This window comes from Ketobacter alkanivorans (assembly GCF_002863865.1).
Classification (GTDB): Bacteria; Pseudomonadota; Gammaproteobacteria; order Pseudomonadales; family Ketobacteraceae; genus Ketobacter; species Ketobacter alkanivorans.
In genome coordinates, this window is record NZ_CP022684.1 from 4,348,211 (window position 1) to 4,361,508 (window position 13,298).

The following is a 13,298-nucleotide window of genomic DNA, read 5'->3' on the forward strand; positions in this document are numbered from 1 at the left end:
TGTAAGCCACACTGAAAACATGAGTCGGATCACGTAACTACACTGATTCGGTTCATGTTTTTTTGCTTTTAATGGCCCCTTAAGGTTGCCTTAAGTTTTCTTAAGTTTCAGTTAAGCATGTCCATCTAACCTGACAGTACTTAAATAGCGAGGGTACTGTTGTGGTTGCTGCTGTATTTCCCGATCAAATCTTTGCACAACTTTCTGTGGGCGAGGTTCCTCTTCGTGTAGTGGGTTATCTGGCCTGGCACGATGGCAGGGCTCGAGTTGAACGCTTTATAGCCCATCGTTTTCAAGAACAGCATCAAGCTAAGATCAGAGCTTTTCTTCCTATGTTGGTTGCGCTGGAATCAGTCAGTGGTGAAATCTACGCTGCCATAGGTGTACGCAGCGCCAATGCAGAAAAGCTATTTCTAGAGCAATACCTTAATAACCCAATTGAAGCAGAGATTGCACGATACAGCCGCACTGAATGTGGCCGTAAAGATGTTATTGAAGTGGGTAACTTGGCAGCAGGTCAGCGCGGTATCAGTCGTTACTTTTTTGCCGTGTTGACAGACGTATTGTTGCAATGGGGAGCGCGCTGGTTGGCTTGTACTGGTACTCCGGATGTGGTGAATGTGTTTCATCGCCTGGGTATGCAACCTCTGGAAATTGCTGGTGCTAACCCTGACTGTCTACCGGATCGTGGATCCCAGTGGGGCTCCTATTACAGCCATAACCCGATTGTTATGGTGGGCGAAGTGGCTCGTGGTCATGCTCTGATTCAGAAATCTGGGTTCTTGCAGCGCTGCAATTATAGGCGCTCGGAGGTGAGCGATGTCCTTATTGCTTAAGCGCGTGGCTTGCTTGTCTGAATCAGTGCCTGAGTCCATTGCACTACGAGATGCTACCTGTGAGATCTCCTACGCAGGATTGCTGAAAGTACTGAATGCATTAAGAACGGAGTTTTCACCCCTGGAGGGCGCCTCTGTAGCTTTGGTTGGCGATAACTCTTTAGCTTGGGCTGTTGTGGATTTGGCATTGCTGGCGTTGCCGGTAAGGCTGGTTCCAATACCCGCCTTTTTTAGTGCCGAACAGGTACGGCATGTATTCCAGCAAGCAAGTGTTCAGTTTGTTTTGGGTACAGCAGATTCAGTTATGAAATACGGAGATGCATGCCGGTTACTGTCCGATCCGGACGTTGCTTTGTGTGCTGTGGGGGCGGCAGGTGAAGCGATCAGTCAGTATGAAAAAGTCACATTCACCTCTGGTAGCACGGGTAGCCCAAAAGGTGTGCGGCTTGCCTTATCTACTTTGGAGCAGACGGCGCAAGCAATAGCAGCAGCCATGTCTGTAGTGAACGTGGATTCTCATCTTAGTGTATTGCCTTATGCCACGCTGTTGGAAAATGTTGCAGGTCTTTATGCGCCGCTATTGCAGCAGGTCACCATCAATATTCGCCCTTTGCAACAGTTGGGTTTTAACGGCGCGAATCAGTTTAACGTATTTGCGCTGTTGCAGCAGTTGCAGTCCGTCCAGCCCCAAGCATGTATTTTGGTGCCGCAACTGATGATGGCATTGGTTCTTGCCTGTGAAAAAGGCTTCCCGGTTCCACATCATTTCAAATTCATTGCAGTGGGTGGAGGCAAGGTTTCAGTCGATCTTTTGAATCGCGCTGAGGCTCTTGGGCTGCCGGTATATGAAGGTTATGGGTTGTCTGAATGCGGATCGGTTGTGTGCCTGAATCGCCCTGGAGCAAGCCGTATTGGTAGTGTGGGTAAGCCTTTGTCCCACGCGCACGTCCACCTTGGTGATGATGGCGAAATATTGGTGTCTGGCAGCACCATGCTGGGATATCTGGGTGACGTGAACAATTTGGATGTCATCGCAACGGGTGATCTTGGTTGGCAAGATGAAGATGGTTTTATCCACATTTCCGGCCGTAAGAAAAATATGTTTATTACCGCATTTGGCCGCAATGTTAACCCCGAGTGGGTGGAAGCAGAATTGATTGCATGCCCTGCCATTGCGCAGGCAGCCGTGTTCGGCGAAGCCATGGTGGAAAACGTGGCCATCATAACCGTGCGCCATGGCTTTCAATGGTCGGATGTTGAAGAGGCTGTCGCTTTGGTCAATCAAGGTTTGCCTGACTATGCGCGGGTCTCACGAATTATTCGCTCCAGCGAACCGTTTACGGTTGGAAACCAGATGGCAACCGCTAATGGTCGTAACCGCCGTCTGGTAATAGAGCAGCACTATTTAGCTGAAATATCTAAAGGAGAACAATCCGTGGCATTTTTTGATGTGCTTAATGAGCAAACCGCTGAATCTCGAGAATACTTGCTATCTGCCCCGGTTATTGCCGCGGTACCTGAAGGTCGTTTTCTTGTAGCTGGATATGAATACTTTCTTGAGCAAGCTTTTCATCATGTGAAACATACTGTTCCTCTGATGATGGCCTGTGGAGGCCGTTTACCTCAAGAGAAAGAGTGGGTAAGACAAGCATTAGCCGAATATATTGAGGATGAATATGGGCATCAGGAGTGGATTCTGAATGACATCGCAGCGTGCGGAGGTGATAAGGAATCTGTGCGCACAGGGCAGCCCCATTTTTCCATCGAGCTGATGGTGTCATTCCTGTACGACCAGATTCAGCGTAAGAATCCTATGGCATTCTTTGGCATGGTGATGGTGTTGGAAGGCACCAGTATTAAGCTTGCTACACAGATGGGCAGGATCGTCCAGCAGAAGTTAGATCTGCCAAACAATGCCTTTAGCTATTTGTATTCGCATGGTGAATTGGATGTTGATCATTTTGAGTTTTTCCGCAAGCTGATGAACAGAGTTGAAGATCCAAAGGATCAAGAGGCGATCATTCATGGTGCCAATGTAGTCTATCGGCTATATGGCGATATGCTCCGCAGTGTCCCTCTACAACAACAGGAGCCCGCACATGAAGCTGCATAGTAAGAAAGTGTTATTGACCGGTGCATCTGGTGGAATTGGGCGTGCAGTTGCAATATCCCTTGCACGGCAAGGCGCTAGGTTATTGCTGGCCGGTCGCGATATGGCGGCCCTTGAAAAGCAGAAAGTAGCCATGGCGGGAGCCGATGTCAGTATTGAATTAGTAGAGCTGGATCTGGCATCAATTGAATTAAGTGAACAGGTCGATCAGTTAATACTTAAGCATCCAGATGTGGATGTTCTGATCAATTGTGCTGGAGTGAATCTGTTCAAGGCATGCGATGCGATGAGTTCGGAACAGATTTCCCAGATGCTTGATGTTAATTTAAAAGCTGTTTTGGTGCTGACATCAGCATTGCTGCCGCTATTGAAGAGGCGCCCGCAGGCGGCAGTTGTGAATGTCGGATCTACGTTCGGCAGTATTGCCTATCCAGGTTTTGCTGCTTACAGTGCAAGTAAGTTCGGTGTACGTGGATACACGGAGGCTCTGCGCAGAGAATTGGCGGGAAGCAATGTTCAGGTGTTCTATCTCGCTCCACGAGCAACCAAGACCACCATGAATGAAAGAGCTGTCCTGGAAATGAATCAAGAGCTGGGTAACGCCATGGATGATCCTGCATGGGTGGCAGATCAGTTAGTCAAGGCTATAGAGCGGGATCGCTTTAAGCTATTTTTGGGGTGGCCGGAAAAACTGTTTGTGGTTATTAACAGTGTGTTTTCAGTGCTAGTTGATAGAGCATTGATAAAGCAACTACCTACTATTCAAACCTATTTGAAACGGGAGATCTAAGGCATGAAGATAATATTTAGATTGTGTTTGATGTTGTTGGTAGTCAGTGCCAATTCCTGGGCTTTGCCAAGTTATGATCAACAACTATTGATCTTGCAGGAAAACTGGGCCCACGTGAACTATGAAATGCCGGAAAAAGAGCAAGAGAAAGCCTTTGAAAGCTTGGCTGCTGAGGCTGAGCGGTTTGTTCAGGCGCATCCTAACCGACCAGAACCATTGATCTGGAAGGGCATAATAGTGTCCACATGGGCGGGAGCCCGTGGGGGGTTGGGCGCACTCGGATTGGTGAAGGAGGCAAGGTCATTGTTCGAAAAGTCAATTGATCTGGATCCAAATGCGCTGTCCGGTTCAGCATACACGTCTCTGGGCAGTCTGTACTATCAGGTGCCCGGTTGGCCAATAGCATTTGGTGATGATAAGAAAGCCAGAGAATTATTGGAGCACGCTGTAAAAATTGACCCAAATGGCATCGACAGCAATTATTTTTATGCCGATTACTGGCTGGAAGAGGGCGACTATAGCAAAGCTAAAGTATACTTTGAAAAAGCGATGCAAGCCGACCCAAGAGCGACCCGGCCCATTGCAGACAGAGGTCGCAGGAATGAGATACTGGCCAAGCTGGATGCGGTAGAGAAAAAATTACACTAAGGCGATTTGATGCGGCTGCTACTGATTGAAGATGATGCCATGCTAGGACGTGCGGTATTAGGTGGATTAAAAAAGGAAGGTTACTCGGTGGATTGGATGTCCGCTGGGCAGAGTGCCCTCCAGTGCCTGGAGGAAGAAGAATACGATCTTGTGGTTCTGGATTTAGGGTTACCGGATATGGATGGCACGGATGTACTGAAGCTTATGCGTATGGCCGGAACCACAACCCCAGTAATCATCCTTACTGCCCGTGACAGCATTGCAGACAGGGTCGGTGGATTGGATCTGGGGGCGGATGATTACCTCGCCAAGCCATTTGACCCTGATGAGCTAATGGCCCGTATCCGTGCGCTTCTGCGTCGGCGCAGCGGGCGGGCCGATAAGATTATTCACTATCGTGATATTACGCTTTTTCCTGATTCCATGCGGGTAGAGTATCAAGGGGTGGATGTTGTTCTATCTCGTAGAGAGTATGTATTGCTTCAAGAGCTGCTCACCAATACTGGCCGTGTTTTAACGCGAGATCAACTTGAAGAGGCTGTGTATGAAATGGGGCAGGATGTGGCCAGCAATACTATAGAGGTCCATGTCCATCATTTACGCAAGAAATTCTACAATGATTTGATTCGTACTGTTCGTGGTGTTGGCTATCTGGTTGAGAAGGCCTGATGAAATCCATCCGCAGTTATTTGATGATCGCCGTTTCTATTGTGCTTGTGACAACCTTTGTCACAGCGATGGCAATCAGCTATTTCGAGGCGCGCCACGAAGTGGATGAGTTGTTTGATGCTGAGCTGGCCCAGACTGCACGATTGCTGAAGTTCTCCTACCTGAAAGTAGGTGGGCTAGAATCTCCGACGGTGGGAGATTCCCGTACTAAGCCTCATTCACCGGACCGGCTGCCTGATATTGACTCCGATCTGGAGCGTACGCTCTATGGCCATCGTTACGAACGTAAAGTCATGTTTCAGGTTCGGCAAGGGGGGCGGGTTTTGTTCGAATCGGAACATGCCAGCTTTGCTTTGAATTCAGCGCCTGAGGTTGGATTTAGCGAAGTGGTTGTCGATGGGCAGCTATGGTATTTGTTTACTTTGAAAGAGGGCGGTTTGAGTTTCACTGCGGGAGAGAAAGCAGATATTCGTGACGAGCTGGCCGAAGAAATTCTGAGTAGTTATATGATCCCGTTGGTAGTCTGTTTACCACTCGTTCTGGTTTTAACGCTTTGGGTGTTGACCCGTGGATTAAAGCCTCTCCAGGAGCTTGCAAATAATATTGGTAAAAGGGGTGAGAATAATCTTGCGCCAATTATTATGGAGGATACTCCTGAGGAAATCAGGCCGGTACTCAGTGCTTTGAACCATCTCTTTGATCAGGTTCATAATTCTATTGAAATGGAGCGGCGTTTTACCGCTATGGCATCCCATGAAATGCGGACACCCATTTCAGTTCTTAAAGTTAATGCCCAAAATGCACTAAAGGCTACCTCGGAAGAGGAGCGTCAGCTTTATTTGAATGATCTGGATAAAGGGGTTGATCGAGCCAGCCGCCTTATGGAGCAGCTTTTGACTCTGAGTAAATTAGAGCAAACAGAGTTGGCATATGAGCGACAAATTATCGACCTTCTGCCTTTGGTGCGGGAGGAAATTGCGGCAATGTACCCGTTGGCAGCGGGGCGGGGTGTTCAGGTTAGTCTTGATTGCGGTCTAGATACGGCAGAGTTGAAATCAGTTCCCCAGTTGGTTCCTGTTGTGGTGCGTAACTTGATTGAGAATGCAATCAAATATGCGCCAGATGGAGGCGAGGTTAAAGTAACGATTGTACGAGCACCTACCCATCTGCATTTGATTATCGAGGATAATGGTATTGGTGTGCCTGAACCAGAGCGTGAGAATATCTTTAATCGATTCTATCGCTTACCCAATGCAGCAGTGCAGGGTTCCGGGTTGGGATTAGCTATTGTTCGACGGATTCTAGATATTCTAGAAGCAAATATTACGTTAACAGAAAGTACGGTCCTGGGCGGATTGATGGTGGATATTGCCTTTCCGCAAAGTGAGCAATAGGCAGGGGGGCATATGCCCCCCCGTTGTGGAATTACAAAGAGTGTTTCTGAAGATAGATGTGGCTGGGAGAGTCTATAGAGAAGTCTCTTGACTCAGCCCATCTATCCTCGTCTTGATCTAGAAAACTCAGCGCCTGCGCGCCCATTTCTAGCCAGTTAGTGGTGCCTTCCCAGGTATCATCCCCCACAAGAATCAGCGTGTTGTTTGGTGCCAGAACGGCAGCGCTGGGATAATCCTCGTCGTAACGACTGCCGCTGGATCGCTTGCCGGTTTCAAGGTTGTAATACAGTGTTTTGGCATAGGCGTCTGCGATGGAATCCAGCAAGCATTCATTGTGAGGCGGCAGTACACCTTCTACAACTAGGTCGTTGCAGATGGCTGGTGAAGTGCTTGTTGCCGGAACGCGACCAACATAGTGGCCCCGAAACCCTCGCACTGTTACCTGTAATTTACCGTTGGTGACGGATGCAAGCATGGGGTAGTAATAATCTGCAGTAACCCCGGTTTCCGTTGCCGTCAGAAACGCATTTACGTCATCGGACCACAGCCGTTCACCGGTTGCCCCATCATACTTTATTACCAATGCATCGCTTTTTACCAGCGAATATGAAGACCCGGCGATTATGAGGTTTCCGATTTGTCCTTCGAACAGCACTGCTCGCGCAGTGGATATGTATAGGTTATTGTCGTCATCGAAGGATGTTTGGCTGGGGCCATGTTCGAAATAATACAATGAGTCGGAAGAGGTGGATTCGAATAAGTTGGCGTAGCTGGCGCTGAATCGCAGTGTCCCATTGGCGTCCAGCTTGCTGAATGCGCTGTCGCACTTGACGATGATGTCGTTATTGGAATCAACCGCGATGTCATTGCTTTCATACGTACTGAATGAATGACAGTCAAGGTTATGCAGTTCGTCGGATGTCCACTGTATGCTGAAGTCGGAATTCAGTGCGTAGAGTCTCAATCCGCTGTCCCATCCGTTCCGGTTCAAAAGGTAGATGGAGCCATTGGGATTGTTTTTGATTGCGTAGGTCGTACCTGAGATAGCGCTCGTATGAATCAGTTCTCCCTCTGTATCGTAGGCAAGCAGTTGGTAGCCGGAATTCGGATCGTCAGTTTGTTGACTGACGAAATAGGCTTGGTTTTGCCCCACAGCGGAGTAACTACTTTTTGTGTGATTGGGGTCTGATAATAGTTCTTTGATCAGGCTGCCATCTTGTGCCGAGGCCAAGTAGAAGGTGCCACTGGAGAGCGTGCCGGAGGGCCCACCTTGAGTGCCCGCTATGATCAGTTTTTCTTCACCAAGGGGTGTGGCCGTCATCAGGTGGGTTAATTCTTCATATTCCCTGGACCACTCCAATTGGCCATCGGCTGAATACTTCAAAAGCAATCCACGGTAATCGAATCCGTTGCTCTCTGGGTTCGCTCTGCTGGTACCGGCGATATAAACGGAGCCAACGGGGTCCACCGCTGCACCTATAGCAATGTTGGCACTTGCCGTGCTGTAGTTTGTTTCCCATAGTAGGGTTTTAGAACAGGCCAAAAGTATTACGCCGACAGCGCTCAGCCCCAATAATGTGCTGGTTTTTATTAATCGTTCCATCGATTTATCTCGTTGTAGTTATATGACATATGTGGTCGGGCAGTGTGTGACTTGCGCCGACGAACCAGTATACATTAGGTCGCTTTTAACTGCACAGGCAGGGAAGTGGAGTGATGGATCTATCAATTTGGAGATTCAACACAATAAAGGGAGCCGAAGCTCCCTTTATTGTGTTGCGCAGGTTCAGTTTATTTGAGTTCAGCAGAACTCAGGTTCAGCAGTCTACGTGCCACGATAAGCTGCTGTATCTGTTGAGTACCTTCGAATATATCCAGTATTTTTGAATCTCTAGACCACTTCTCCAGTAACTCATCTTCTCCGTAACCCATGCTGGAGCACAGCTCGACACATTTCAGTGTAACTGCATTACAGGTGCGGCCCGCTTTGGCTTTAGCCATCGATGCTTCCATGGAGTTAGGTTGCCCGTTGTCGGCCATCCACGCAGCTTGCAAAGTCAGTAATCGAGCCGCTTCCCAGTCTGCTTCCATTCGATAAATTTCAGCCTCTGCAGATGAGACAGTATTGATCGGCGCTGAATAATCACACTGGGTGTATTCTTTTAGCAGTTTCTTGGTGTGGTCAAGTGATGCTTTGGCAACACCGACAGCCATGGCTGCAACCAGAGGCCGTGTGTTGTCGAAAGTTTGCATAACGCCGCCGAAGCCTTTCTTGGTGTCGATCTCCGGGTTGCCCAGCAAGTTATTTTTGTGCACTCGGCAATCATTGAAGCTGATGGAGGCGGTATCAGATGCTTTGATTCCGAGTTTGTGTTCGAGGCGTGTGACTTCCATGCCGGGTGTGCCCCGTTCTACAGCAAAAGATTTGATGGCCGCTCGGCCCACACTCTTATCCAGTGTCGCCCACACTACGATAATGTCGGCTCGAGAACCGGCGGTGACGAAAATCTTTTCGCCATTCAGTACGTAATGGTCACCATCCAATTTAGCGGTTGTGCTGATGTTGGCGGAATCGGAGCCGGTACCTGGTTCGGTGATTGCCATGGCTGCCCACTTATTCTGGAAGCGTTTGGCTTGCTCCTCATTGGCGACAGCACCGATTGCTGCGTTACCCAGGCCTTGACGGGGCAGGGTTAGCAGTAGGCCCACGTCTCCCCAGCAAAACCCCTGAATACCAACGCATGCTGCCATATTGGCACCATTACGTGTGCCGGTTTTTTCTTCCGATTTCTGTTTAGATTGGTCGGCACCCACGCCGGCACCACCTTCGCCAGCGTTCATACCGTCCAGCATGGAAGCAACCAGGTCCAGTTCTTTCGGATACTCATGTTCCGCCAAGTCATATTTTCGAGATATTGGGCGTAGCATCTCAACGGATAGGTTGGTTGCCATATCACCCAGTACTTTTAGTTTTTTCGGTAGTTCTAAATACATATTCGTTCACCCTTCAACAGATTCGGTTAGAGATGCAGTCCGCCGTCCATTACGGCAATGGCGCGCAGATCGCGATACCACAGCTCAACGGGGTGTTCTTTGGTAAATCCGTGTCCGCCAACCAATTGAACGCCATTTGTACCGATTTCCATGGCCTTGTCCGCACAGATAACGCGAGCCAGGTATGCCTCTCGAGCGAATGGCTTGCCTCGTTCTGCAAGTGCTACGGCGCGTTGGGTCATCAAACGCATGGAATTTAACTCGATACCGATGTTAGCGATCATGAAAGCAACGGCCTGACGGTGGCTTATGGGCTCACCAAAAGCGACGCGTTCGTTGCAATAGGGAATAACGTAATCTAAAACCGCCTGAGCAGTACCTACGGCCAATGCACACCAGCCAAGACGGGCCATGTTGATGAAGGCTTCATAGTCAAACTCTTCGTCACCCAACAAAGCATCCTTACCCAGGGAAACTTGTTCGAGTCGAAGCTCGCCCATCGCTGCTGCCCGCACCCCCATGTTCGGTTTGTTAGCAATGGTCACGCCTTCGGTGCCACTTTCAACGATGAACAAGCGAGGCTTGCCGTTCAGGCTCGCAGCCACCAGGAAAAGTTCGGCATTCTGAATCAGCGGCACCATGGTCTTCTCGCCATTCAGCAAGTAACCGCCTGACTTTTCAAGTGCGGTGGTGGTCAGCTCGTTGGCATTGAATAGAGGGCGTTTTTCATTAATGGCGATTGACGCTTGTAATGTGTTTTCGTCCAAAAACGCAGGAAGATATTTGGATTGCTGCGCTGCTGTGCCCCACTGGGTTAGCGCATTGGCTACACCTATGCTGGAAAGGATCGCGACAGCTTGGCCCATGTCGCCGTAGGCCAGGTCTTCGGCTATCAACATGCTGGTAACCGGGGATCGCTCGGTGGCGGCACCACCGAGATTTTCAGGTACTGCGAAATAGGAAAGCCCCAGCTCCGCAGCCTGGGCCAGTACTTCCGGGCTTGCGCAACAATCATCATTGCTTTTGGGTGCCGCTGGCCGCAATACTTCTGTGGCAAACGCGCGCACACTATCACGCATCATCTGTTGTTCTTCGCTGATGCTAAGATCAAATTGGTTTTTTGGTTGAGCTGGCGCTTCCAGCCGCTCGGGGCGTAGCAACTGAGTGACGCTCTTAAACTGTCGGGAAGCCGCTCCTAGCGCCTGAAAACCGGTTTTCGTGCCTTGGTAGGTCAGTTTTTCTATGGTGGTGCGCCAGCCCATTTTTTCAACAAATGACGAACTGGCAATGCGGCTCATTGTGGCCATGGCCAATCCGATTGGATCACGACTCATTGGCTTCTCCTCAATAGTACGGCTAAGTAAAGTGTTATTGTGATTGTAATTCATCATGCTTATATCAGGTCAGTAAAGCATTGGCATTTTATAGGGTACCCACCGGCAATACAGTCAATGATGCTAAAGTATATAGGTAAGCTGTGCCACCTGTTCTGAAGGGTAAAAAAGTGTCTAAATCAGCGTGATTTCATGTTCAGAATACCTGCGCCGATGATAAGTGCACTGCCTATGAGTGTTGTTATTACAATGACCTCATTCCAGAACACCCAACCTAATAGTGCTGCGTAAATTACGGCAGAGTATGTATATGGGCCAACTTTGCCTGGATTAGCAATCTGATAGGCTTTAGTCATCAGCAACTGGCCAATGGTGCCAGCCAGTCCAATGGCTGCCAGCCATGGCAATACCTGCAATGATGGTGTTTCCCAGCGCCACAGTAGGGGAATGGCTGACACCAAAGTCGCTAAAAATCCGAAGTAGAAAACAATGCGATAGCTTGGCTCTGTTTCGGCCATATTCCTGATCGTTACTTTTGCCAGGCTGGCCAGCGCGGCCGCCAGGATGCCGACCAGTGCCACAGGTTGAAAGGTGTCGCTACCCGGTCGTAAGACAAATACTACACCGATAAATCCAATGATGATGGCCCAGAGTGTCTTATGACTGATCTTCTCACCCAGCCAGATCAGCGCGATAAGGGGCAGAAAAAATGGCGAGGATAGTTTTACCAGAGCAGCTTCGGCTAGCGGCAGATGGGTAATAACGTAGAAGTAGCCATACATAGCGCAGACACCCACCACCGAGCGCACAAGATGTTGCGAGAATCGCTGGGTTTTCAGGTTGCGCCAACCTTGATGATAAACGATAGGTAATAGGAACAGGAGGCCAAAAACATTACGGGCAAATACCAGCATTTCGTGTGACACGTCACCTGAGAGATGCTTAATAAGAGCAGCCATCACCGAGAGCATGAGCTCTCCTGTCAGGAGAAAAATCGCTCCTTTGCGTAAATCGTCAGACATTCCTGCGCTCGCATCCAAAAGCAAGAGTATATAGAGCAGTATGATCCGTTGTCAGGTTGTTAGCTGAATTTTTCGACTCGGTATCGTTGGAAGTGTAGTGAAGTGCTCCAGTAATTGCTGGGCAAACCTGCTTTTTCTTTCAGGTGGGCCAGAAATAAATGGGGAGAAGGCAGCTGCTCCCAAACCTGGGGTAGGAAAGTGGCGCGATGGAGACCATCCTCCAGCAGAACGCCATCCTCACCGGGGATCAGTTGTTGCAATAAATCTTGTTCGTTTGCGGCATGGATTGGTTCCGGGTTGGTCAGTACAGATATCTGTATATGCAGGTCAGGCAACTCGGCAGGTTGCAGCGGGGCAAAACGAGTATCTCGAAAGGCTGCTCCATATGCGTTATTGGCCACGTCTTCCGCCAATGGGCGGTAGGCCTCTATGCTGCCAATGCAGCCGCGCAGCTGATTGTGGGTTTCGAGAGTTACAAAGCTTGCGCCGCGAACCAATAATGCATCAGGAACGTTTGCGATTTGCGTCAAGGGGCCGCCATGATCCAGCCCGTGTTCTATGGATTCCCGTGCCAGCTGTAGTAGCCACGCTTTGTTCTGGGAGGAGAGGCTCATTGCGTTTCCCAAAGCGCCCACGCCCCGTATCCCACAACTCTGCTTTTATCCCCGGAGGTATCGCCGGAGTTACACAAGCCTAGAGTTTCAACGCGCATGTGTCGGTGACGGGCGACTTCGAGCAATCCATTCAAAGGGTTTCTTCCGCAAGCCTGTTCGTAGTGGATGTCGTCTGGCTGTAGAAACTCGATCGCTTCGCAGGTGCGGTTGTCCATGCTTTGCGCCGTGATGTAATCATTGTAGTGGCTGAGGTCTGAGCTGATCACAAACAATGTTGAATCATCGCCCCATAAACGTTCGATGACAGCTGCAACTGCAGTCTTGTCGGCATCACCAACCACAAGTGGCACAACTTTAAAATCCGTTAGCACTGTTTGTAGAAATGGTAATTGTACTTCCAGGCTGTGCTCCTGTTCGTGGGCGCTATCCATCAGGCCAACTTGCGGCAAATCTGATATGGCCACAACAGCTGAATGATCGACCGGTACGTCACCCAGTGGAGTTCTGAAATAGTCAGCACTGCAAAAAGCAATGCCCCTAAAACCAACCCTGTGGCTTGGCCCAAGCAAAATAACTCTTTTTATCTTGTTGCCGACCCGGGTGAGTTGGTGGAAGGCCCTTCCCGCAGTTGAGCCGGAATAGACGTAGCCAGCGTGGGGCACGATGATTGCCTTAGGTGAAGCAGCCAATCCTGAGGATAAATAATGTTCATTCTCGTTCTCATTTGCGGATGATTGGTATACGTATTCATCAACTGTGCGTGTCAATATTTCTGCACTATCTGGATAAAAAAGCCCTGCCACAGCGGGTTCTCGAACAGATCTCATTATCTGGCCTCTTTATTAGGTTCAGGCAAACTGCGTCTTGCTTTATAATGCGGGTGATAT

General features: G+C 49.4%; 12 protein-coding genes. 6 read left to right on the forward strand and 6 right to left on the reverse strand.

Going from position 1 to position 13,298, the window contains the following annotated elements; genetic code table 11:
* Window positions 1-161 precede the first annotated feature (161 nt).
* The 6 genes from Kalk_RS18585 to Kalk_RS18610 are packed head-to-tail and all read left to right on the forward strand — an operon-like array spanning window position 162 to window position 6,447.
* Complete coding sequence (locus Kalk_RS18585; protein WP_101895677.1) at window positions 162-836, forward strand: thermostable hemolysin; 675 nt, start codon at window positions 162-164, stop codon at window positions 834-836.
* Complete coding sequence (locus Kalk_RS21720; protein ID WP_101895678.1) at window positions 820-2,949, forward strand: AMP-binding protein; 2,130 nt, start codon at window positions 820-822, stop codon at window positions 2,947-2,949. The genes Kalk_RS18585 and Kalk_RS21720 overlap by 17 nt, the downstream gene beginning before the upstream one ends.
* Entirely contained in the window at window positions 2,936-3,736 is an 801-nt protein-coding gene (locus Kalk_RS18595) for an SDR family oxidoreductase (protein ID WP_101895679.1), read from the forward strand. The genes Kalk_RS21720 and Kalk_RS18595 overlap by 14 nt, the downstream gene beginning before the upstream one ends.
* A 3-nt stretch (window positions 3,737-3,739) precedes the next feature.
* Window positions 3,740-4,384 (forward strand): tetratricopeptide repeat protein, encoded by a 645-nt coding sequence (locus Kalk_RS18600; RefSeq protein ID WP_158643581.1) that lies wholly within the window; start codon window positions 3,740-3,742, stop codon window positions 4,382-4,384.
* Between the two features lie 9 nt (window positions 4,385-4,393).
* The gene (locus Kalk_RS18605; protein WP_101895680.1) at window positions 4,394-5,053 is read left to right on the forward strand and encodes a response regulator; all 660 of its coding nucleotides are present in this window, start codon (window positions 4,394-4,396) and stop codon (window positions 5,051-5,053) included.
* Complete coding sequence (locus Kalk_RS18610; RefSeq protein WP_101895681.1) at window positions 5,053-6,447, forward strand: ATP-binding protein; 1,395 nt, start codon at window positions 5,053-5,055, stop codon at window positions 6,445-6,447. Before Kalk_RS18605 ends, Kalk_RS18610 begins: the two co-directional genes overlap by 1 nt.
* A gap of 31 nt (window positions 6,448-6,478) precedes the next feature.
* Here Kalk_RS18610 and Kalk_RS18615 read toward each other — a convergent pair whose 3' ends face one another.
* The 6 genes from Kalk_RS18615 to amrB form a co-directional block, all read right to left on the reverse strand.
* Window positions 6,479-8,050, reverse strand: coding sequence for a PQQ-binding-like beta-propeller repeat protein (locus tag Kalk_RS18615; protein ID WP_101895682.1), 1,572 nt, complete (start codon window positions 8,048-8,050; stop codon window positions 6,479-6,481).
* A 188-nt stretch (window positions 8,051-8,238) separates the two neighbouring features.
* Window positions 8,239-9,441 (reverse strand): acyl-CoA dehydrogenase family protein, encoded by a 1,203-nt coding sequence (locus tag Kalk_RS18620; protein ID WP_101895683.1) that lies wholly within the window; start codon window positions 9,439-9,441, stop codon window positions 8,239-8,241.
* 26 nt (window positions 9,442-9,467) lie between these two features.
* Window positions 9,468-10,775, reverse strand: coding sequence for an acyl-CoA dehydrogenase family protein (locus tag Kalk_RS18625; RefSeq protein WP_101895684.1), 1,308 nt, complete (start codon window positions 10,773-10,775; stop codon window positions 9,468-9,470).
* 179 nt (window positions 10,776-10,954) lie between these two features.
* Window positions 10,955-11,797, reverse strand: a complete 843-nt coding sequence (locus Kalk_RS18630) for a DMT family transporter (RefSeq protein ID WP_101895685.1) — start codon at window positions 11,795-11,797, stop codon at window positions 10,955-10,957.
* 59 nt (window positions 11,798-11,856) lie between these two features.
* The gene (gene amrA, locus Kalk_RS18635) at window positions 11,857-12,411 is read right to left on the reverse strand and encodes an AmmeMemoRadiSam system protein A (RefSeq protein ID WP_101895686.1); all 555 of its coding nucleotides are present in this window, start codon (window positions 12,409-12,411) and stop codon (window positions 11,857-11,859) included.
* The gene (gene amrB, locus Kalk_RS18640) at window positions 12,408-13,238 is read right to left on the reverse strand and encodes an AmmeMemoRadiSam system protein B (protein WP_101895687.1); all 831 of its coding nucleotides are present in this window, start codon (window positions 13,236-13,238) and stop codon (window positions 12,408-12,410) included. The genes amrA and amrB overlap by 4 nt, the downstream gene beginning before the upstream one ends.
* Window positions 13,239-13,298: the final 60 nt, after the last annotated feature.

Excerpts from the sequence above, each read along its gene's own strand:
- Kalk_RS21720 (WP_101895678.1), top strand. The coding sequence starts at position 820 with ATGTCCTTATTGCTTAAGCGCGTGGCTTGCTTGTCTGAATCAGTGCCT.
- Kalk_RS18595 (WP_101895679.1), top strand. The coding sequence starts at position 2,936 with ATGAAGCTGCATAGTAAGAAAGTGTTATTGACCGGTGCATCTGGTGGA.
- Kalk_RS18600 (WP_158643581.1), top strand. The coding sequence starts at position 3,740 with ATGAAGATAATATTTAGATTGTGTTTGATGTTGTTGGTAGTCAGTGCC.
- Kalk_RS18605 (WP_101895680.1), top strand. The coding sequence starts at position 4,394 with ATGCGGCTGCTACTGATTGAAGATGATGCCATGCTAGGACGTGCGGTA.
- Kalk_RS18610 (WP_101895681.1), top strand. The coding sequence starts at position 5,053 with ATGAAATCCATCCGCAGTTATTTGATGATCGCCGTTTCTATTGTGCTT.
- Kalk_RS18615 (WP_101895682.1), bottom strand. The coding sequence starts at position 8,050 with ATGGAACGATTAATAAAAACCAGCACATTATTGGGGCTGAGCGCTGTC.
- Kalk_RS18620 (WP_101895683.1), bottom strand. The coding sequence starts at position 9,441 with ATGTATTTAGAACTACCGAAAAAACTAAAAGTACTGGGTGATATGGCA.
- Kalk_RS18625 (WP_101895684.1), bottom strand. The coding sequence starts at position 10,775 with ATGAGTCGTGATCCAATCGGATTGGCCATGGCCACAATGAGCCGCATT.
- Kalk_RS18630 (WP_101895685.1), bottom strand. The coding sequence starts at position 11,797 with ATGTCTGACGATTTACGCAAAGGAGCGATTTTTCTCCTGACAGGAGAG.
- amrA (WP_101895686.1), bottom strand. The coding sequence starts at position 12,411 with ATGAGCCTCTCCTCCCAGAACAAAGCGTGGCTACTACAGCTGGCACGG.
- amrB (WP_101895687.1), bottom strand. The coding sequence starts at position 13,238 with ATGAGATCTGTTCGAGAACCCGCTGTGGCAGGGCTTTTTTATCCAGAT.